Here is a 17227-nt window from a genome sequence, read left to right on the forward strand (position 1 = left end):
AAAAAGCTCAATGTCAATAGTTGGGGTTAATTTATGGTTTAGTGCACGAGTTAAGCAAAATAATAATTCACTCCAATTAATTTAATAAAAAGCAACAATTAACTACCGCACTCCATTTGGAATGCGGCAGTTTTTTATGAGAGGAAATATTTACATAAATTTACTTATTATCGGTTAAATGCAAAAGTCTTGCGGCATAAAGTACGCAAAGTACGCTTACGCCTGTATCTGCTAATACAGACAGCCACATTGGTGCTATGCCAAGTATTGCGAGGATTATTACTATTGTTTTTACTCCGAGCGCAAATGTGATATTTGTTCTTACGGTTGCTACAACCTTTTTTGCAATTTTTATCGACTTTGGCAACTGTTTCAGGTTGCCTGCCGCAAGCACTGCATCGGCAGCCTCAATAGCAGCCTCACTGCCAAATCCCATTGCAAAGCCGCAATCACTCGCAGTAAGTACAGGCGCATCGTTTATGCCGTCACCTATAAAGCAAACCGACTTATGTGTTTTCTTAATATCAATGAGCTTTTCGAGTTTGTCTGACGGCATAAGCTCAGCCGCATAAGAATCGAGTTTCAGCTCGTTTGCTATTTCCATTGCATTTTCTTTCTTATCGCCCGTAAGCATTATGCTGTCCTTAACACCGAGTTTTCTCAGCTCATCAATAACAGACTTTGCCTCCGGTCTTAATGTATCGCTTACAGAAATTGCGCCGATTAATTCGCCGTCATAAATAACATAAACCGATGCGGTTTTTTCGGCTGTTGCTTTTTGGCGGTCTGTCAAAATCTTTGAACCGCCGCAGGCAAGGCTCTTGCCGTTATACTTAGCTGTAACGCCCTGTCCTGCCTTTTCGCTGTAATCGGAAAGCTCAGGCAAGTTATTCTTTTCGGCTTTTGCTTTGATTGCCATAGCTATTGGGTGAGAAGAATATTTTTCGCAAGCGGCGGCAAGCGATAATATTTCGGCTGACGAATGACTGCCGTAAGCAAACACCTTATTTACAGACAATTCGCCTGTTGTGAGTGTGCCTGTTTTATCAAACACAAATGCGTCTGCCTTTGCGAGTGCCTCAATGTATTTTCCGCCCTTAATAAGCACGCTGATTTTTGACGATGCGCCAAGTCCCGAATAGTACGAAAGCGGAACGGAAATAACAATGGCGCAAGGACAAGAGGCTACAAGACATACCAAAGCACGATAAACCCATGTGCTGAAACTGCCCAAGCCTACAAGCGGCGGTACAATGGCAACGATGATTGAAATTAAAATGATGATAGGTGTGTAAACTGCGGCAAAGCGGCTGATAAACTTTTCGCTCTTGCCTTTTGTAGCGGCGGCATCCTCAACGAGCTTTATAATTCTTGCGGCGGTGCTGTCGCCAAATTCCTTAGTTGTTTTTATTTCTATTAAAGAATTACCGTTAATCATTCCGCTCATTACTTCACTACCGACCTCTGCGTCAACAGGTACACTCTCGCCTGTGAGCGCCGATGAGTCAAGTGTGGTATTTCCCTTTGAAATCACGCCGTCAAGCGGCACTCTTTCGTGCGGTTTAACAACGATGGTACTGCCGATTTTCACATCTTCGGCGGCTTTTATAACCTCTTTGCCGTCAATGAGTACCGTTGCGTTATCGGGTCTAATCTGAGCGAGCTTTGCTATGTCGTTTCTCGATGCGGAAACTGCCTTTTCCTCGACAATTTCGCCGACTGCAAAGAGAATTGTAACCATAGCCGCCTCAACATATTCGCCCAAAACAAAGGCGGCAACAACCGCAATGGTGAGCAAGGTAGTTTCATCTATTTGAAGTTTAAATATAGATTTAACGCCTTTTACAAAGGTTCTCCAGCCTGATATTACGGTAGCCGCAAGGCTGAGTGCGAGCAGAACAAACGAGCCGACCGAGCCGGACTCTGAGTCGCCGAAAACGGTGAGCTCAAGTCCAAATGCCGTTATGCCCAAAACTGCGGCGATGATGATTGAGATTATCTCGTTTTTAATTTCTGTCTTTTTGTCCTTTTTAGCTGAACCTGCATTTTGCTCGGCTGAGTTGCTCTCCCTTACACTGTTGTCTGCAACCTCTACTCCGTCCTCTATGCTGTCGCAAACCGCCTGTATATCCTGTACCGTTACATTCTCGGCACTTTCAAGCACGAGCTTTTTATTGGCAAAGTTAAAGTTTACATTTTCATATCCGTCTGTTTCGGCAAGCTTGGTTTCGATTTTGCCTGCGCAATGCGCACAATTAAGATTATTTAATGTAAACGAATACTGCTTTAAATTCTTCCTTTTTGTGTTGTCAATAACCTCTCCTCCGTCCTCTATGCTGTCGCAAACCGCTTGTAGATCCTGCGCTGTAACATCTTGGGCACTTTCAAGCACGAGCTTTTTATTGGCAAAGTTAAAGTTTACATTTTCGTATCCGTCTGTTTCGGCAAGTTTGGTTTCAATTTTGCCTGCGCAATGCGCACAATTAAGATTATTTAATGTAAAGGAATACTGCTTTAAATTCTTCCTTTTTGTGTTGTCAATAACCTCTACTCCGTCCTCTATGCTGTCGCAAACCGCTTGTATATCCTGCGCTGTTACATTCTCGGCACTTTCAAGCACGAGCTTTTTATTGGCAAAGTTAAAGTTTACATTTTCGTATCCGTCTGTTCCGGCAAGCTTGGTTTCAATTTTGCCTGCGCAATGCGCACAATTCAGATTGTCAAGTGTAAAACTGTATTTCATAAAAAGTGCCTCCTTTACTCAAGAACATGGTCGAGTCCCATCTCAATAATTTTCTTAACATGGTCATCGTCAAGTGTATAGTAAATCTGCTTGCCCTCTCTCCTGACTTTTACAAGTTTGTTTTGTCTTAAAACCCTCAGCTGATGAGAAATAGTGCTCTGCTCCATATTGAGAGCCTCGGCAATGCTGAGTACAGACATTTCGTTGTCAGAAATGGCAAACATTATTCTTATTCGGGTTGAGTCGCCGAAAACCTTAAACAAATCTGCAAGATCAAACAAAATCTCAAGGTCGGGTATCTCTTTGTTTTTGTTATCATTATTATCTATCATAGCAATCGCTCCGTTCAATAACTTGTTCATATGTTTATATGTTCATATGTTAGTTTGAGTATAGCACACCTATATGGCTGTGTCAATAGATTTTATAAATAATTTTCAGATTTTACCGTAGATTTCGGGATTTATAAATTAATAATTTAATTGCAAAGTTTTAATTCTATATTGCAATTATGACAAGTTTATTATTTCTTATAAGAATAATTGCAGCGTTGTAACTACATTTAGCCATAATAAGAATAAACTCAATTTTATAATTCTAAAATGAGTACATTTTAGCTAAAAATAAGTTACAATTTCAAATATGCGTTGACTTTACTACAATTTTGTAGTATCATTTTCTATATAAGAATGTTAGTGTTACCTTGTTGTAATGCGGCATAATGTGTGTTTTAAGAAAATGTAATATATTTGTGGATATACTATTATCTAAAGAGTAGTTTGGCAGATACTCATTTTTACAGCAATTACAGTTGCTGTCTTTTTGCACGCACTTTATTTTATTTAGTTTTAGATTATGGAAACTCACATATTCGTTATTGTGAATGTGCAGTATATGGAATTGGAGTGTAACAGTTTGGAAAAGTTTGTAGTAAACGGCGGTAAGCCGCTTTTTGGCGAAGTAAATATAAGCGGTGCTAAAAATGCCGCAGTAGCAATTATACCGGCAGTAATTCTTTGTGACGAACCTTGTCAGATTGAAAATATACCAAATATCAGCGATGTTGCCCTTATCAGCAAAATTCTTCAGCAGATGGGTGCGCAGGTAAGACGAATTAATAAATCATCACTTTATATAGACCCAACACATATTTCAACACACTCTGCTACAACAGAGTTAGTAAGAGGTATGAGAGCATCTTACTACCTCCTCGGCGCTCTTCTTGGCAGATGTGGCAAAGCTCAGGTGGCTTTACCGGGCGGCTGTAACTTTGGCGTTCGCCCTATTGACCAGCATTTAAAGGGCTTTGAGGCTATGGGCGCAGTTACTCAGCTTGTTGACGGCGCTATTATTGAGGCAAATGCAGATAACCTCCATGGCGAGCACATTTACCTTGATGTAGTTTCAGTCGGCGCAACAATGAACATTATGCTTGCGGCATCTAAAGCCGAGGGTATGACAATCATTGAAAATGCCGCAAGAGAGCCGCATATTGTTGACCTTGCAAACTTCCTTAATTCAATGGGAGCAGATGTAAGGGGCGCAGGTACAGATGTAATTAAAATTCGTGGTGTAAAGTATCTGCACGGAATCACATATTCAATTATTCCTGACCAGATTGAGGCAGGCACATATATGTGTGCCGCAGCTGCCACAAGAGGCTGCATTACAGTAAACAACATTACTCCAAAGCACCTTGAGTCAATTACAGCCAAGCTGCGTGAAATGGGTGTTGTAATTACAGAGTATGACGAGGCTATTAAGGTTGACGCTACTAAAAACCCTTTAAAGCGCTGCAACATTAAGACTATGCCTCACCCCGGTTTTCCTACCGACTGTCAGCCACAATTTGCGGCGCTTTTAGTCAGCGTACCGGGTACAAGCATTATTAACGAAAATGTATGGGATAACCGCTATCAGTATGTAAGCGAGCTTATCAGAATGGGCGCACATATCTCTGTTGAGGGCAGACTTGCAATTATTGAGGGTGGCTCACCGCTTACAGCAGCACCTGTAAAGGCTACCGACCTTAGAGCAGGCGCAGCAATGATTATTGCAGCTCTTGAGATTAACGGTGTAACTGAGATTTCAAGTATTCAGTACATTGAGCGTGGCTATGAAGATGTTATCGAAAAATTCAGAGCCTTGGGTGCAGACATTAAAAAGGTTTACTATGCAGGTGAAAACGACGAGGAACTTCGTGCTTAAACCGAATAAATAATTTGCTAAAATAATTTAACCGCTTGAGTGTAAAACTCAGGCGGTTTTGTTTTGGAAAGTTTATTTTTTTCCGCTCTCCCCCATTACCCCACCAAGCACAAAAAAGCACCGTAATTAAACGGTGCTTAAAATACTGATATTTTATTGATTAGTCAGCTGTGTATGGGAGCAAAGCAAGGTGTCTTGCACGCTTAATTGCAACTGTAATTTCACGCTGATGTCTTGCACAAGTGCCTGTTACACGGCGAGGAAGGATTTTGCCTCTCTCTGACATATAACGGCGAAGACGAGCGATGTCCTTATAATCAATGTGTTCTACCTTATCAACGCAGAAACCGCAAACTTTCTTGCGAGCTTTTCTACCACGGTTAATTGGTCTGTCAGCCATTGTGAGAACTCCTTTCAATGAATTATATTATAATTCAGTTAAATTTAAAATGGTAAATCATCATCAAGTGGCATATCCTGAAAATCTGAATTTGAACCACTCTGATATGACTCAGCAGGAGCTTGTGCCTGCTGATACGGAGCTGAGCCGTAAGACTGGTTAGAGCCATAAGACTGCGCACCATATGATTGATTGTTGCCGTAAGACTGATTATTGTATCCGTTTGAATTGTTATCTCGGCGTTCGCCTGTGAACTGAACATTATCTGCAACAACTTCAACAATGTAACGGTTTGTACCGTCTTTTGCCTGATAAGAACGGCTCTGGAGCTGTCCCTCAACGGCAATGAGCGAGCCTTTGCCGAAATATCTGCAAACGAACTCGGCTGTTTGACGCCAGCAAACAATGTTAATAAAGTCTGCCTTGCGCTCTTCTCCGCTCTTAACATATGAGCGGTCAACAGCAATGCTGAATGATGTTACGCTGACACCGTTTGGTGTAGTTTTAAGTTCTGGATCGGCAGTTAATCTGCCCATTAAAATCACTCTGTTAAGCATTTTTAATTCCTTTCGTGTTCGGGAATAACCCTACCATAGATTCATTCGTTAATTATTCTTCGTCTTTTTTGATGATGATTGAACGCATTACGCCATCTGTAATCTTGTAGATACGGTCGAGCTCTGCAGGGAACTCAGCTGTGCTTTCAAAATCAAAGAGAACATAGTAGCCTTCGCTCTCCTTGTTGATGAGGTAAGCGAGCTTTCTCTTGCCCCATTCGTCAACATTCTTTAAAGTGGCATTGTTTTCGATGAGAGCCTTGAATTTCTCTACGATTTTCTGAACGTTCTCTTCGCCGTTCTTAAGAGAAATTACCATTACTGTCTCGTAATTAGCTGTTACTGCCATTATATTGCACCTCCTTCTGGACATTATGGCGGCTTTCGCCGCAAGGATTGTTATACTCTTTATGTTGCATAACAAGATAATTATATCATCTTTTCGGGGTTTGTCAATAATTTTCAGAAATAAATTTGCTGAAATTCCGCAATTCTTCTTTTAATATTGACATTTTTCTTCCTTATGATAACATATTATTAATAGCACAGGAGGAAATTATGGCAAAAGTAAAAATTTGCGGACTTAAAAATCCCGATGATATAAAATGTGTAAACACCCTTTCGCCCGATTTTGCCGGGTTTGTTATGTTTTTTGAGAAAAGCCATAGGAATATCTCGCCCGAAAAGGCGCAAAAGCTGCTCTCTGCTCTCGACCCAAAAATAAAGAGCGTAGCCGTTACGGTGTCGCCCACGAAAGAACAGCTTGAACAGATACACACCCTCGGCTTTGACTATGTGCAAATTCATGGCAAAATCAGCGAAAAGCTTTTGAGCGAGTGCAAAACCCCCGTTATTCGGGCAATTAATGTGAGCGGAATTGAAAGCATTGGCGATATTGAAAATCTTGACAATGTAAAAGGAATTTTATTTGATTCGGCAGTACCCGGCAGTGGCAAGAGTTTTGAATGGTCTATGCTTGAAAAACTCCCGAAAAACCAAAAAATGCTTTTCCTTGCAGGCGGACTTACTGCCGACAATGTAGCCAAAGCCGTTGCTCAGGTGCGCCCCCTTGCGGTAGATGTCAGCTCAGGCGTTGAGCTTGCCGACAAATCGGGCAAGGATTTTGAGCTTGTCAGAGCATTTATTGAAAATGCGAGAAATTCTAAATAATCACAAATAATCAAACATTATTCAAATCCACTTAAATATAATTACAAACAGGTGACTGAAATGAAAGAACACAATTATAAAATGAACATATCGCAGGCAGAATTTTTTAATATTCTCGGCAATCACGCCCTAAAAGATATGCCGCTTTCAAGCCTGAACAGAAACACCGCAAGCGATACAACACTTTACGGCTCTGTAAACGGTAAATCCGCAAAACTCTGTCCTCGCCCTGCCGACAAATACAAGCCTTTTAATCCGATAAATGAAATTAGAGCCGAAGAGCGTGGAACTCAGCTTGATGTATGCGTTAAATCTTACACAAACAAAAAAGATATAATATTTTGGATCGGTTTTCTTGTATTGGTTACGGTTTCAACCTGCCTTGTCCTTTTCCTGAGCTATCCCGAAATCTATACAGAACTGCCGTTTATATGGTTTTTGCCCGTATTCGATATAATTGCTGTTTCACTGCTATTCGGCTTTATGATAAAAAGCAGCAAAAATGTTTTCTTTAAACGCTTTGAAAAGATTTTCAAGGACTACATAGTGCAATAAAAAGTAGGTTCTATGGTAAATTTTATAAAATCAAAATTTAGTTCAACCCTTTTTAAAAGGTGCTGTTTTGAGCAGAGCCAACAAAAGGCAAGTGTAAGTTTAAAAAGGAAATAATTAAATAACTTATTTTGCCAAGTACAAATTTTATCAGAAAAATATAAGTCAGAGGTTTCAAGGTCACTGACCTTGGTCGTCTGAGGAAAAGGAATACTTAAGGGGAAAGGGACTCGAAATCTCTTTCCCCTTAAGCGTGCTTTCTTTTGGAGCTTTTCTTTTAACGCAAAAGAAAAGCGGAATGGCAGGCATTTTATTATAATGTATAAGTAGTTTACAGGAAACAAACTTATAAAATAATCTTTCTGACTTATTCCTACTTACGCAATTAAAAGGCTCTCGCCATTGTATTCAAGCCGCAAACGGCAAGCCATTTGGCTGTCAGACATTGTATAAAAGAAAACTATTTGCGGGCGTCACCCACAACCTTTGAAAAGGTTGACCAGACTTTTAACCTCGGGCAGAAAATTTTTCTTTCTCTTAACTTTGTTGTCCGACCGAAAGTCGGCTAAACCATATTCACCCCAACTTTTGAAAAAGCATCTTATTTTAATCAAAATAAAATCTGATAAATTTTATATTATAGAAATCGCAGGTTGTGAGGTCGTTGGTATCAAGCTCGTTTATGAGGATATAGTTGGCGGCAACTCCGAGCAAATATCCCGACTTGGTAACGATTGTGTTTGAGCCGACAAGAAAATCAATGGATACTCTCCTGCCGATTTGGGTGCGAATAAAGCCGTTGAGATACTGCACGCTTTCGGCTGTGACCTCGTACGGATTTTTAATATCGGTAAGCAGGCTCGCCGATGACATTGCAGTCTGATTGTTTTGCATATTTTGCATATTCTGTTCGTTTATCATTGCGGGGGTCGGCAATGTTTCGGGATTGTACGGCTGGGTTGCGTCTATGTTCTGAACTTCACGAACAGCCAAATCCTGTGCCGCCTCGTTGTACTGACTTTGTGCGGGACCGGTTTGTGTCGGCTGATTTTGAGCGGAATTTCTCATATTCTGCGCCTGCTGAGTAGGACTGAAACTATAATAATTCGGGCTTGTGGGGCTTACCAAGGTTGCAAGGTCGAGAACCGACGGAATTTCGTATCCGTATTGCTGTATGGTATTTGGAATCTGGTTGTTTATACAATTATAATTATTGCAGGCTGAGGGATTGGTGTCGAGATTATACAGAGTATTTGGGTTGAGCTGCAGCGCCTTTTTATTGTTGATGTAATTTACCAAAACGAACCACTCCTATGTGTTGTTGTAAGCCTGAGTCGGAGAGTAAAAGCAATGATTTCCGACACGATTGTAAATCACGCCGATATTTGTCGGAAAAAAGTTTGGGCAGGTTGAGGAATAGGGATTGAAAAAGAATAACGAATTGCCGACCGAGCTGTCGGTGTTGCCGGCAAGCGCCCAATCTGCAATTTCGTAGTGTATATCTTCGGGGACAATGTTATACACATTTTGCGGATTGTATTGTCCGCCGACAGTTGTTTTTAAGCAGGTAAACTGATTTGGCTGTTCAATAATTGCCCGCACATTTCCGCCGTTGCTTATTCGGGCAAACTCACCGTTAGGCACTGTTGACCTGTTGATGATAACGGACGCAACCGCCCTCATTCCCTCTACTCCCTCGCCGCCGCTCTCGCATTTTAACAACCGAGCAAACAATTCTCTTGTGTCAAAAGCCATAAAATCACCCGCCTTGCATATATTAACTCAGTATTGCTTATTCATTTCATTTTATGACAGCGTAATAATTTAGTTACAGCTCTTGACAATTTTCAGTTAAGCCGTTATAATAATTAAATGTAATATTTATTTGGAGATGTACCCAAGTGGCTGAAGGGTCTGGCTTCGAACACCAGTAGGTCGGTAACTCCGACGCGAGAGTTCAAATCTCTCCATCTCCGCCAAAAGAGACAAACAAGTCTAAAAAGCTTGTTTGTCTCTTTTTTATCCCACGAATAATCAAATATTATGTGTTTTGGAGCGATTTTAATAGAAAATCGCTCCATTTTTATGTTTAAATCAAAGATCAACTGAACTAACTCACTAATATGTAGGTTTTGCTTTTTTGCAATCCCACTAATATTTGTGTTTTATATTGAAACCTTACTTCAAACATATTATAATTAGAAAGGAAACAAAATCTATGAAATTATCATTAATCGAATCCCGACTTTTCGGAAGAATCTGTTATGGCTTTAAGAGAGACAAATATGGATTTGTTGAAATCGTGCCCGAACAGGCTGAAGTTGTAAAAACTATTTTCAGAATGTACAGAGAAGAAAATAGTTTAGAGGATATCCAAAAATACCTATTAAGCCGCTCCATTTTCTCTCCGTCCGGAAAGGTAAAATGGAGCAGAGATGTTCTCAACAAACTTCTTAATAATGGGAAATACACAAGAGGTATTATTGATTTTGAAGAATACTGCGAAGTGTATTTTTTAAAAGAAGGAAATTGTCGGAATCCTAACAAAGCGAGCGTGAAGAAAACATATGCCGAGAGCAACGAAAGAAGAACTGGAATGGGCATACGCAGTGACACGGGAGAAATTTTTAGAGCGTGTGAATAAGAAGTTTCCCATCAAGGCTGATGATTGGAACCGTTATTTAGACGGCATCTTTGAACTGATTTCAAATGACGAAGCACCACTGTATGAGCCAAAAATGAATGCGTATTTAGAAGAAACTGTAGCAAAGTATCTGCATCCGTCCGATGATTATGTTTCATTAACGGAAATAGCACGAAAATATGATGCAGCCAATCCGAGTTACCTAATACAAAGCTGACTGAGAAGCCGCAACACGGTTGAGTTTCTGGCAACATGGGAAAGAAAACATAATTCGAATTTTAATGAAGATGCTTTTCGAAGAATAACAGTCGATGCCAAAACTCCGCAGTTCACCTTGACGCCAAAGAAATGGATTGACCTGACAAATGCTATTGGCATAATATCCAAGCAAGGTAAAAGCGGCGGGACAATGGCACATCCGTTTATTGCTTGCGATTTTGAGATGTGGAATGATGCAGAGTTCAGATTTGAAGTAGTGAAGTTTTTCACAAGTTCCGAAATGGAGATTTTTGATTCAGATAATGCTGAGTAAAAGCTGATGTACCGTATTTGGGATTTACAGGATTTTATTAAGGAGTTGATAATAATGTCTGACTATCTATTTCCGGCATTGCAAAAATACTATAGTGCGCTAAATTCCCTGGAGCGATTTAACAAGGAAGCCAATTTTTTTGATAATATATCTGCCCTCGATAGTTTTTTCTCTGAGTATAGGAATGTCACATTTGTATTGCAAAAATCTATTGCACACACAGATTATAAAACTATTTATGAAAAGAACAGAGAAGAATACCTTTCATCTTGTAGGTGGATGATTGATAAAAGAAATGAAACGACGAAAGAGCACCCGTTTCAGCTTGTAAAGCAAATTGATATTCTAGTTTTCTTCCCGTTTGCTGGAATGCATGTGTTAAGTAAGACCTTTTCCGTTGAAAATGATGTGAAATTATCCGACCTCTTGGATGACTTGAAAAGTTTTTTTGTCAGTGTTAATCCAAATGAAATTTTTTTCTCTTCCGAGTTTTCTTTCTATGATAAAACTAGTAAAGAAGATGTATATGAAAAAATAATTGATGGAATACATAGCATGTCATGTTTTTTGAAAGCTATGTATAAAGAGGTAGGAGAACATAGTAAACTATCTGACATGATTATAGAAAAAATTTCCAAATTAAAGTTTTCACAAATCCCAAGAGACATGTATTTAATTAACGATTATGTATATTATCCTCAAAAGAATAAATTCGAGCGAGCAGAAAGATATGCAATGATAATGCATTCTGGTGATAAAAGAGATCGTGTGCGTATTCCGCTAAGCAATTTTAATCGCCATCCACTGTATTCGAAGATGGGAGACGATTATTTCAACAAGTTTGTATTAATGAATGTCGTAATTGGGACAACGAATCTTATGCCAACTTTTATGATAGTTTTTAGCGATAGTACGTTTGAACTTGACTCCTTCAATGGTGGACTTAAAACAACAATATATAGAAAAGTTAATGAGGTTGCAACACGTATTGCCAAAGAGGATATCGTTGCAGTATATTTCATGATGACATATACAATGCTCCCTTTGAAAGAAGAATATCTGCAAATGACTTCCAAAGAGCGTTTGGCTCTTAGTAATGATGATGTGCTGACTTTTATGGAAGTTACTATCACATCGAGTGAGAGGGAGTGCTATTTTGAGCAAACTAAAATTCAGGACAGGAAATATATATTTAACCAGATATTTAATCATGCTTCCTCATTAAATATAGGGAAAATGAATATGAGACCAATAGTAGAAGCTTTTAAAGCTAAAAGCATAGAATGAAAAAGCTTACATGAGTTCAAATCAAGACAGCGAAAACGCAAAAACATCTCTATTGTCTTGTCTTCACAAAAGCACTCGAGCAATCGGGTGCTTATTTTTTTTGGTAAAATGCGAAAAACGGCTTATTTGCTATGTTTTTCAATCACTCAGCCGATGCTTTTTGAGTGCCGTCTGTGCCGTTTCAAGCTGTGATTTGTAATTATCTCTTGCGGTTGTGATTTTTTCAACCTCTGCAACAGTCTTGTAATTTGCAAGCACCGCCTTGTCAAAATCCGCTTTTTTCTCTTCGGGTACGGTAATACCGATTTCAGAGAGAAGTGTGTGTATATTCTTCATAATAAAATCCTTTCTGCATAGCTTGTATTCCGCTTTGCCTGCGGTAGAAATTCAGCCGTATAAACCTGCGGCAGGGTAAAATAAAAGCACCTGTGCAGTCACAACACAAGTGCTTAATCAGCAATATTTTTATTTTTGGTATCCTGTACAGCAACCGCAAAGCCTCTGCCCATAAGGCTTTCCGCTCGTTCCTTGGTACATTCAAAAACCTCGTTTACTGGTCTGTTTATAGAGCCGTTCATCTTATCGTTGAACGATACTACTACCTTTACTTTCATTTTATCACCTCATTTCGGATTTAGGGTATTAAAAAAGCACTCAGCTTGTGCTAAGTGCTAATAATAAACTTATAAACCTGGTGTAATTTCTTTTATTCCCTTTGCGGTTTTATACATTCTTTGCATTATTGTATTTTCCGAAAGATATTCAAGTCCTTTGAGTGTAATGCGAATACCCTGATTATCAACTACTGTTCCACCGGTAACATCTTCATACACTCTAATTCCTTTTATATAGCCAATATCTGCCATCATTTCAAGATACCTTGCCCAACGCTCTTTGCTTATTTCAAGCGTATTGTGGTCGATTTGTGCTAAATCAAACTCCGGACAATCCATTGCTTTTTCCAAAGTTCGCAGTATCTTATAAATGCACTTAAAATTATCGTTCATTATAAATCCTCACTGTTTTTATGTATTAACTCTAAGGTAAATCTTCCTCGTATTTATAACCATTATTGCATTCTCGAAGTTTTTTCACATCGACAGGTCCCCATATATATTCCTTAGGGATTCCATCTGGAAATGCTTTGCAAATCAACGGGGCATTTTTATCTGTCTGTTCAATGCAATTTTTGCAACATGGACAATCAGCAATTATTACAGACACTATTTTTTCCACCTTTCAATAAATTCATTTACAAGATTTTGTTCATCTGCGTTTAAGGCTCCGCCACATCTTTTTTTAGCAAAAGCTTCAGCAATACATTCAGAGCCATCCAAAGACGCATTTGCATACTTGGAAACACCAAAAATATATCGTTCTGCAACCTCTTTGTTTCTCAACAAATAACCTGTATATGTACTAACATCTTGAAATGTCATAATATGAGCGAGCTCGTGTGAAATCAAACCCTCTACGCTATTTGAAGCCAATACTCCTTTGTCATAATTTTTTAAAATTCTCTTTTGGAAATTCTCTTGTGAGCCCATAAAATCATAATTAGTGTTAATGACTAAGTGTTTTATTAAGCTACCGTCACTACCACGAATAGGCTGAAATTGGAACGGTACGTTTTTATCAGATTCTCCAAGGGGCTTTGATACAATTTCATCTATATGAACATCATACTCTGCAGTTACCGAATCAATAGATTTAGATATTAATTCTTTTGTTTCAGGGGACATAGATTTAATTGTATTGGTTTCCGTCGGCAATTCTACTTTTTTTATTATACTATATTTAGAGAATTTTGCAACATTTTTAGCGGTGATTTTATTAACACTCTCTGCCTTTTTCGGGAGCTTTGAGCCTAAGGCGTTTTTGCCGCCAACCGTTACCCTGTCCCATTGTTGAGAAAGTCCGACGCTTTTTGAGAAGTTCACATATTCATCGGAAGTTTTTACATATCTTGCACGAGCGTTAATTATTGCTTGCTCGTCAGCCCCGCCCTCCTCAAGCAGTTTTATTTTCTGCCGCTGTGCCCGGCACATCTGCCCAAAACTTTTCGCATATCTCGCTTGCCACAAGTGCGTCATCTGTCCAAAATCCGCAGAGCGTCATACAGCCTTTGAGTATTTTTTGTAGGTTATCTGTGCCAGGCTTTGTAATACGATACTCACCGTCTTTGTGTCTGCCTTTTGGAAAAAGCCGACTTACCCTCAGCCTTACACCGCTATCATACGGCTTTGACGGTCTGTGCTGTTTTAGATGAGCCACAAGTAAAGCCTTAGCCGATTTTATTCTCGGTGAATTGTAAAATACCGGCTTGCCCCTAACGACCCTCACTCTGCGTTTCTGAACCGTTACAGTCGGCACTTTTTCCATTTTCATAAAAAATTATGTTACTGCTTTATCCATAGTAAAACCTCTGATTTTTGCTTTTATCCTTTGAAATGTAAATCTTATGCGTTCTTGTCATTTCGGCTATGCGGCTGCCTAATGCCTCGTCAATCGCCGCAATTTCGTTTATGGAAAGCTCGGAGCTTATCACTGTTGGCAGCTGCTCGTTGTAGCGGTGGTTTATGATTTTAAAGGTTGTATTCACATCGGCATTGCTTATTCCCTCGCCACTGCGTGTCTTGAAAAAATCGTCAATATACAGCACATCGGCATTTTTTACATTGCTCATAAGTTTTTCGTACTGCTCGGCGTTTGTCACCGCCTGCTTGATTGCCGTTATGTCGTCGCCCCAAAGCATATACCTTGCCGTCCTGCCCTGCTTTAACAGCGAACCGACTATTGCTGTGCAGATATGCGTTTTTCCGCAGCCCGACTGACCGCCGATGTAAAACCAATCTACGGGATTTGTTGCGAAATCCTCGGCGCATTTCTTTATGTAAGCCTGCCATTCGCTCTTGACAATATATGTTCCGAAATTGTACCTTTCAATCAGCCTTGCAAGTCCGCTTTTCTTAATTCTCTTAAGCTCTACTCTCACCTTTAAGCACTCGCAGGGTCGGCTAACCACCTCAAAGGTTTCTGTACCGCAAAAATCCCTTTTTACTGTGCTGTATATCGTACCCTTGTTTTTGCATTTATCGCAGTCATAGCCTGTCAGCCTGCCTGTTTGCGCATTAAAAATATCCGCCTCTCGCTGTGCCTTTTCCTCTGCCGTAAGCTCAGAGTACAACCTCGCCTGTGTTAAACGCTCCTGTGCTCCGTCTTTTGGCAGGTACTTTTGAATTATTCTTTCGTATGCCGTCAACCTCATCACTCCTCTTTAATAACCAACGGTCTATATAGTTTTTTATATCATCAAGCGATTTTCTGCTGTCGGGGTGCAGTTCAAAATACTTAGACATCTTTACGAGTTCGTTTTCAACATCAATCAATGTGTAAATATTTTTTAAATTATTCAACTGAGAAAATGTCACTTGATAATCACTTTCATCTTTCAACAATAAAGAAATAAAAACATCGGTTTTCTTTTCTTTTTCTTTTATTTTATTTACTTTTATTTGTGGCATATTTGTTGCAGAAACTTCGGTTTCTGTTGCAATAACCTTAGTTTCTGTTGCAGAAACACCGTTTTTGGGTGCATTTATTAAAGCCGCCTCGCAATTTTCTTTTCCGAGCAGCCAAAATTTTGATTTATCCACCTTGTTCCTAACAGTCACTGAATCGTAGCGTCGCTGAATTCCGACAGAGGTCATAACATTTTGCCGCAGGAGGTCTTTGTCAAATAAGCCTATATCCGCACAATAATCTATAACTTGTCCCACAAGGTTTTTGTTTTTAATCCATTTAGCACCAATGTCCCTGCACAAAGTCAAACACACCTGTTGTAAAGGCACATCAAGAAAATACCCGTTTTCGTAAACATACTGCAAACAGAAGTCGTATATCGTGTATCCCAACGGCCCGTATTGATTTAACAGATCCATTATTTTAAAATCGTTTCTCCTGTTTGTGTCTGACGGGTAATAGTCCAAGCCTTTTTTAGCCGGTCTTGCCATAGACATCAATCCTATTCAATTTAGTTTTTTAGTTTAATTTTATTTGTTTTAATTTTTATTTGCTTAATTATTCGCTCGTTTAATTCGTTCATTCGTTTTTATTTATGATTTGGATTTATAATTAAAAATCCCCCTATATCTATTATAGAACATTTGTTTGCATATTTCAAGAGCAACTTTTTCGCCCAAATCTTACCGTAACGCAGATAATCGGCATAAAACCGCACAATGATAATTTTGAAAACTATTACGAAAACATTGACATTATCAGCAAGGTTTACCCTGTGTTTTTAAGCGATACCGATTATCATGCTTATTACTACTATGACAAGGTAATGGAAAACTCTATGTTCCCACTTACCCTGGTAAGCGACAACTATACGCTTATGATTTCTTATGACCTGAAATACGCAAGCCGTCAATTTTCAAACTGAACGAATGTGGCTTTGCAAAACCGTTTTATGATTTTGCCTCGCATTTATGCGATACGGATATGGTGCTTTCAAATGACGAGAGCATAGAATTTATTGAAAACTGCATAAAAGACATACTATGACAAGCGGGTGTTGCTTTTTCGGCAACACCTTTTTTATTATAATTTTAAATAAATAAATCATAATAACAGCATAATGCTTAATTTGCGAGAGCATAAATATTTTGCAGAAATTTTGAAAACATATGCAAATTTTTGTGTAAGTTGATTGATTTTTTTAAAAAAATATGTTATAGTCTAAGAATAGATAACAAAACAGCGGATTTTATTAAAAATATTTTATATACATTTAGCAAAGGAGGATATGAATGGCAAAGGATATGCTGGAGGCTGTATATCAAGCCGAGGAGGAATGTAAACAGCGTGAAACCAATGCAAAGGCTAAGTCTGCGCAAAGAATAGAGCAGGCAAAAGCCGAGGCGGCACAGGCGGTACTTCTGGCAAAGGAAAATGCTCAGAAAAGCGCCGGGGTTCTTTTTGAAAAAACTATGAGCGAGAACAGACAGGAGCTTAAATCAGCCTGCGAAAAGGCTGATTTTGATTGCGAAATACTCTCGCAAACCGCAGACAAAAACCGCAGTCGTGTAATAGACGAGGCTATTAAAATACTTGCTTTATAGCTAAAAAA

General features: G+C 39.2%; 23 protein-coding genes and 1 tRNA gene. 10 read left to right on the forward strand and 14 right to left on the reverse strand.

The window, feature by feature from the left end; all coding sequences use genetic code 11:
* Positions 1 to 160 precede the first annotated feature (160 nt).
* Together DXC23_RS03995 and DXC23_RS04000 are read right to left on the reverse strand one after the other, a co-directional pair.
* On the reverse strand, positions 161 to 2743 hold the full coding sequence (locus DXC23_RS03995) for a heavy metal translocating P-type ATPase (protein ID WP_117704869.1): 2583 nt from the start codon (positions 2741 to 2743) through the stop codon (positions 161 to 163).
* Positions 2744 to 2757: 14 nt separating this feature from the next.
* Positions 2758 to 3075, reverse strand: a complete 318-nt coding sequence (locus tag DXC23_RS04000) for a metalloregulator ArsR/SmtB family transcription factor (protein WP_199523038.1) — start codon at positions 3073 to 3075, stop codon at positions 2758 to 2760.
* Between the two features lie 583 nt (positions 3076 to 3658).
* On the opposite strand from DXC23_RS04000, the gene DXC23_RS04005 reads away from it, so the two are divergent.
* The gene (locus DXC23_RS04005) at positions 3659 to 4951 is read left to right on the forward strand and encodes a UDP-N-acetylglucosamine 1-carboxyvinyltransferase (protein ID WP_117704871.1); all 1293 of its coding nucleotides are present in this window, start codon (positions 3659 to 3661) and stop codon (positions 4949 to 4951) included.
* A 160-nt stretch (positions 4952 to 5111) separates the two neighbouring features.
* Here the strand turns inward: DXC23_RS04005 and rpsR are convergent, their stop codons facing one another.
* From rpsR to rpsF, 3 genes are read right to left on the reverse strand one after another with little or no spacing between them, the layout of a single operon-like run.
* Positions 5112 to 5351 (reverse strand): 30S ribosomal protein S18, encoded by a 240-nt coding sequence (gene rpsR, locus DXC23_RS04010; protein ID WP_117704872.1) that lies wholly within the window; start codon positions 5349 to 5351, stop codon positions 5112 to 5114.
* A gap of 44 nt (positions 5352 to 5395) precedes the next feature.
* On the reverse strand, positions 5396 to 5908 hold the full coding sequence (ssb, locus tag DXC23_RS04015; RefSeq protein WP_117704873.1) for a single-stranded DNA-binding protein: 513 nt from the start codon (positions 5906 to 5908) through the stop codon (positions 5396 to 5398).
* A gap of 52 nt (positions 5909 to 5960) precedes the next feature.
* Entirely contained in the window at positions 5961 to 6257 is a 297-nt protein-coding gene (gene rpsF, locus DXC23_RS04020) for a 30S ribosomal protein S6 (protein ID WP_117704874.1), read from the reverse strand.
* A 209-nt stretch (positions 6258 to 6466) separates the two neighbouring features.
* Between rpsF and DXC23_RS04025 the strand changes: the two genes are divergently transcribed.
* Both DXC23_RS04025 and DXC23_RS04030 read left to right on the forward strand, forming a co-directional pair.
* Positions 6467 to 7078, forward strand: a complete 612-nt coding sequence (locus tag DXC23_RS04025) for a phosphoribosylanthranilate isomerase (protein WP_117704875.1) — start codon at positions 6467 to 6469, stop codon at positions 7076 to 7078.
* Positions 7079 to 7138: 60 nt separating this feature from the next.
* Positions 7139 to 7633 carry a hypothetical protein gene (locus tag DXC23_RS04030; RefSeq protein WP_117704876.1) on the forward strand — a complete coding sequence of 165 codons (495 nt, stop codon included), beginning with the start codon at positions 7139 to 7141 and terminating at the stop codon, positions 7631 to 7633.
* A gap of 603 nt (positions 7634 to 8236) precedes the next feature.
* Here DXC23_RS04030 and DXC23_RS04035 read toward each other — a convergent pair.
* Entirely contained in the window at positions 8237 to 8929 is a 693-nt protein-coding gene (locus DXC23_RS04035) for a hypothetical protein (RefSeq protein WP_117704877.1), read from the reverse strand.
* 12 nt (positions 8930 to 8941) lie between these two features.
* A complete protein-coding gene (locus DXC23_RS04040) occupies positions 8942 to 9385 on the reverse strand; it encodes a cell wall hydrolase (protein ID WP_117704878.1) in 444 nt (147 codons plus the stop codon).
* A 132-nt stretch (positions 9386 to 9517) separates the two neighbouring features.
* Here DXC23_RS04040 and DXC23_RS04045 point away from each other — a divergent pair.
* From DXC23_RS04045 to DXC23_RS04065, 5 genes are all read left to right on the forward strand, one after another.
* Positions 9518 to 9609 (forward strand) — tRNA-Ser (locus DXC23_RS04045).
* A gap of 239 nt (positions 9610 to 9848) precedes the next feature.
* Positions 9849 to 10274 (forward strand): recombinase family protein, encoded by a 426-nt coding sequence (locus DXC23_RS04050; RefSeq protein WP_117704879.1) that lies wholly within the window; start codon positions 9849 to 9851, stop codon positions 10272 to 10274.
* Entirely contained in the window at positions 10267 to 10491 is a 225-nt protein-coding gene (locus DXC23_RS04055) for a hypothetical protein (protein ID WP_117704880.1), read from the forward strand. Before DXC23_RS04050 ends, DXC23_RS04055 begins: the two co-directional genes overlap by 8 nt.
* On the forward strand, positions 10492 to 10806 hold the full coding sequence (locus DXC23_RS04060) for a KilA-N domain-containing protein (RefSeq protein WP_117704881.1): 315 nt from the start codon (positions 10492 to 10494) through the stop codon (positions 10804 to 10806). It begins immediately after the preceding gene.
* 54 nt (positions 10807 to 10860) lie between these two features.
* Positions 10861 to 12093 (forward strand): hypothetical protein, encoded by a 1233-nt coding sequence (locus DXC23_RS04065; RefSeq protein ID WP_117704882.1) that lies wholly within the window; start codon positions 10861 to 10863, stop codon positions 12091 to 12093.
* 138 nt (positions 12094 to 12231) lie between these two features.
* Here DXC23_RS04065 and DXC23_RS04070 read toward each other — a convergent pair whose 3' ends face one another.
* From DXC23_RS04070 to DXC23_RS04100, 7 genes are all read right to left on the reverse strand, one after another.
* Entirely contained in the window at positions 12232 to 12429 is a 198-nt protein-coding gene (locus DXC23_RS04070; protein WP_199523039.1) for a hypothetical protein, read from the reverse strand.
* A 113-nt stretch (positions 12430 to 12542) separates the two neighbouring features.
* Positions 12543 to 12707 carry a hypothetical protein gene (locus DXC23_RS12385; RefSeq protein ID WP_158552425.1) on the reverse strand — a complete coding sequence of 55 codons (165 nt, stop codon included), beginning with the start codon at positions 12705 to 12707 and terminating at the stop codon, positions 12543 to 12545.
* A 69-nt stretch (positions 12708 to 12776) separates the two neighbouring features.
* Positions 12777 to 13100: a YjcQ family protein gene (locus DXC23_RS04075; RefSeq protein ID WP_117704883.1), complete on the reverse strand. Its 324-nt coding sequence runs from the start codon at positions 13098 to 13100 to the stop codon at positions 12777 to 12779.
* A gap of 216 nt (positions 13101 to 13316) precedes the next feature.
* Complete coding sequence (locus tag DXC23_RS04085; protein ID WP_158552426.1) at positions 13317 to 14177, reverse strand: hypothetical protein; 861 nt, start codon at positions 14175 to 14177, stop codon at positions 13317 to 13319.
* Entirely contained in the window at positions 14104 to 14481 is a 378-nt protein-coding gene (locus tag DXC23_RS04090) for a RusA family crossover junction endodeoxyribonuclease (RefSeq protein ID WP_242997397.1), read from the reverse strand. Before DXC23_RS04090 ends, DXC23_RS04085 begins: the two co-directional genes overlap by 74 nt.
* Before the next feature lie 19 nt (positions 14482 to 14500).
* Entirely contained in the window at positions 14501 to 15355 is an 855-nt protein-coding gene (locus DXC23_RS04095; protein ID WP_158552427.1) for a DnaA/Hda family protein, read from the reverse strand.
* A complete protein-coding gene (locus DXC23_RS04100; RefSeq protein ID WP_158552428.1) occupies positions 15270 to 16106 on the reverse strand; it encodes a DUF4373 domain-containing protein in 837 nt (278 codons plus the stop codon). Before DXC23_RS04100 ends, DXC23_RS04095 begins: the two co-directional genes overlap by 86 nt.
* 284 nt (positions 16107 to 16390) lie before the next feature.
* Here DXC23_RS04100 and DXC23_RS12390 point away from each other — a divergent pair, with 284 nt between their 5' ends.
* The gene (locus DXC23_RS12390) at positions 16391 to 16540 is read left to right on the forward strand and encodes a hypothetical protein (protein WP_158552429.1); all 150 of its coding nucleotides are present in this window, start codon (positions 16391 to 16393) and stop codon (positions 16538 to 16540) included.
* 367 nt (positions 16541 to 16907) lie between these two features.
* On the forward strand, positions 16908 to 17219 hold the full coding sequence (locus DXC23_RS04105) for a hypothetical protein (RefSeq protein ID WP_117704887.1): 312 nt from the start codon (positions 16908 to 16910) through the stop codon (positions 17217 to 17219).
* Positions 17220 to 17227: the final 8 nt, after the last annotated feature.

Source organism: Eubacterium sp. OM08-24 (assembly GCF_003438075.1).
Lineage (GTDB): Bacteria > Bacillota > Clostridia > Oscillospirales > Acutalibacteraceae > Ruminococcoides.

Bases quoted from the DNA above. Each gene is read 5' to 3' on its own strand.
- DXC23_RS03995 (WP_117704869.1), bottom strand. From the start codon at position 2,743: ATGAAATACAGTTTTACACTTGACAATCTGAATTGTGCGCATTGCGCA.
- DXC23_RS04000 (WP_199523038.1), bottom strand. From the start codon at position 3,075: ATGATAGATAATAATGATAACAAAAACAAAGAGATACCCGACCTTGAG.
- rpsR (WP_117704872.1), bottom strand. From the start codon at position 5,351: ATGGCTGACAGACCAATTAACCGTGGTAGAAAAGCTCGCAAGAAAGTT.
- ssb (WP_117704873.1), bottom strand. From the start codon at position 5,908: ATGCTTAACAGAGTGATTTTAATGGGCAGATTAACTGCCGATCCAGAA.
- rpsF (WP_117704874.1), bottom strand. From the start codon at position 6,257: ATGGCAGTAACAGCTAATTACGAGACAGTAATGGTAATTTCTCTTAAG.
- DXC23_RS04025 (WP_117704875.1), top strand. From the start codon at position 6,467: ATGGCAAAAGTAAAAATTTGCGGACTTAAAAATCCCGATGATATAAAA.
- DXC23_RS04030 (WP_117704876.1), top strand. From the start codon at position 7,139: ATGAAAGAACACAATTATAAAATGAACATATCGCAGGCAGAATTTTTT.
- DXC23_RS04040 (WP_117704878.1), bottom strand. From the start codon at position 9,385: ATGGCTTTTGACACAAGAGAATTGTTTGCTCGGTTGTTAAAATGCGAG.
- DXC23_RS04050 (WP_117704879.1), top strand. From the start codon at position 9,849: ATGAAATTATCATTAATCGAATCCCGACTTTTCGGAAGAATCTGTTAT.
- DXC23_RS04065 (WP_117704882.1), top strand. From the start codon at position 10,861: ATGTCTGACTATCTATTTCCGGCATTGCAAAAATACTATAGTGCGCTA.
- DXC23_RS04070 (WP_199523039.1), bottom strand. From the start codon at position 12,429: ATGAAGAATATACACACACTTCTCTCTGAAATCGGTATTACCGTACCC.
- DXC23_RS12385 (WP_158552425.1), bottom strand. From the start codon at position 12,707: ATGAAAGTAAAGGTAGTAGTATCGTTCAACGATAAGATGAACGGCTCT.
- DXC23_RS04075 (WP_117704883.1), bottom strand. From the start codon at position 13,100: ATGAACGATAATTTTAAGTGCATTTATAAGATACTGCGAACTTTGGAA.
- DXC23_RS04090 (WP_242997397.1), bottom strand. From the start codon at position 14,481: ATGAAAATGGAAAAAGTGCCGACTGTAACGGTTCAGAAACGCAGAGTG.
- DXC23_RS04100 (WP_158552428.1), bottom strand. From the start codon at position 16,106: ATGGCAAGACCGGCTAAAAAAGGCTTGGACTATTACCCGTCAGACACA.
- DXC23_RS04105 (WP_117704887.1), top strand. From the start codon at position 16,908: ATGGCAAAGGATATGCTGGAGGCTGTATATCAAGCCGAGGAGGAATGT.